This is a genomic window from Pseudoalteromonas sp. SWN166 (genome assembly GCF_015864485.1).
In the GTDB taxonomy this organism is placed as follows: domain Bacteria; phylum Pseudomonadota; class Gammaproteobacteria; order Enterobacterales; family Alteromonadaceae; genus Pseudoalteromonas.
In genome coordinates this window covers 1-1,398 of the sequence record NZ_JADYXB010000085.1, presented here as the reverse complement: position 1 = coordinate 1,398, position 1,398 = coordinate 1, and the positions used below count along the sequence as shown (strand labels likewise).

Below are 1,398 nucleotides of genomic sequence, written 5' to 3'. Positions count from 1 at the left end.
GGTAGCACGTGGCTGGATGGCGGCGCGGCTATGGCTCGATACCGCACGCCTTCAGGAATTCTGCTCGGTTGACGTTGAGCGTGCGGGCCAGCTCGCAGGCCACCAATCGAAGTTCCGACTCGGCTTGCACCCAGCCGCGCGCGCGGGCTTCAGCTATGCGGTCTTGGAGTACGGCCGCCAGTGCGGCATAGTCTGCTTTTTTCACGATGCGCTCCTCAAAGTTTCTACGGTCTCACGTTCAATGCCGACATTGCCCGGCACGCGGGGTTTGTCGCGCAGAATCTCACATTCGCGCCATCCGTCCTTGATAGCCTGCCGTGCTGCGTTGCGCGCATGCTGCAGAGTGGGGTAAGCATCCCAAAATTTTGGGAAGGGGTGACCGGGAAACCCGAAGGCGTGCACGGCAAAATAGCGTTTTTGTTTCATGCTGCAATCCCCTTAGAAATAGTCGCGGCTGAGTGAGTGTGAGCCAAACTCAACATAAGGCACCTTGATGGCTTCGTACACATCAGGCCCGAAAGCATCGTTAAGTCCAACACCGTGACCCATGGCTTGCATTGCGGCATAGTGACCGAAGTGGTCGATTGTGTTGGGTCGGTCGCCGTCACCATCGCGCTCAATCAGCCCCAGCAAGTCGCCGATGCTTAGACCGTTTTCGCGTTCCATATCCATGCGCAGGGTCCGCGCGGCGTGCATTGCAGCGGGGTCGATTTCATCGGGCATTACATCAAANGTTTTCGCGTTCCATATCCATGCGCAGGGTCCGCGCGGCGTGCATTGCAGCGGGGTCGATTTCATCGGGCATTACATCAAAAATTTCAGTACCTGCGCCGATGGGTGAATCTTCGGACTCATCGGCAGCATCCGCCCACGCACTGGCAAAAAATGCCTTTGCGGCGTGCAATTCAAATTCTTCGGTTTCAGCCATATCAGTTCACTCCTTGATAAATAACAGGGGGCAAAAACGCCCGGTAATAGCCCCGTACATAAGGGCTATTCGCTGGCGTTTTTATTTGTGTGCTGCCCACATGTGTGGCGCGGCATAAGGTGGCGCGGGTTGCTTCAACCACTGCCCCAGCGGCCACGATTGGTTGCGGCTTTCGCAATGGTCGTCGTCGCGCGGTTTACCCTTCTCCCCCGGAAAAATGGTGTTTTCGTACCACTCCGCATCCGAGACATATCCCGGCGCGTAGAACTGACCGTTGCAGGGTTTGCGTGCCCATGCCGGGATATGCTCCATGGCGTAGCGTTGCTGATACTGGGCTTTTGCCGTGGCAAGGGAAATAGCGCGTTTCATAATCAACCCCTCAAAATAAAATCAACTAAAAGCGGCAAACTAAAAAGAAGGCTGGTTAGGATGGCGGTACGGTCTTACACCTGCTGCAATATAACCAACAC

General features: G+C 55.7%; 4 protein-coding genes. All 4 read right to left on the bottom strand.

All coding sequences use genetic code 11. From position 1 onward, the window contains the following. Positions 1–28: 28 nt before the first annotated feature. On the bottom strand, positions 29–205 hold the full coding sequence (locus I6F49_RS20190; RefSeq protein ID WP_181870851.1) for a hypothetical protein: 177 nt from the start codon (positions 203–205) through the stop codon (positions 29–31). Next, positions 202–426 (bottom strand): hypothetical protein, encoded by a 225-nt coding sequence (locus I6F49_RS20185; protein WP_114488789.1) that lies wholly within the window; start codon positions 424–426, stop codon positions 202–204. Before I6F49_RS20185 ends, I6F49_RS20190 begins: the two co-directional genes overlap by 4 nt. Before the next feature lie 12 nt (positions 427–438). Next, positions 439–723: a hypothetical protein gene (locus tag I6F49_RS20180; RefSeq protein WP_197181747.1), complete on the bottom strand. Its 285-nt coding sequence runs from the start codon at positions 721–723 to the stop codon at positions 439–441. 286 nt (positions 724–1,009) lie between these two features. After that, on the bottom strand, positions 1,010–1,297 hold the full coding sequence (locus I6F49_RS20170) for a hypothetical protein (RefSeq protein WP_197162030.1): 288 nt from the start codon (positions 1,295–1,297) through the stop codon (positions 1,010–1,012). Positions 1,298–1,398: the final 101 nt, after the last annotated feature.

Coding starts and splice junctions, on each gene's coding strand:
- I6F49_RS20170 (WP_197162030.1), bottom strand. CDS start 1,297: ATGAAACGCGCTATTTCCCTTGCCACGGCAAAAGCCCAGTATCAGCAA.
- I6F49_RS20180 (WP_197181747.1), bottom strand. CDS start 723: ATGCCCGATGAAATCGACCCCGCTGCAATGCACGCCGCGCGGACCCTG.
- I6F49_RS20185 (WP_114488789.1), bottom strand. CDS start 426: ATGAAACAAAAACGCTATTTTGCCGTGCACGCCTTCGGGTTTCCCGGT.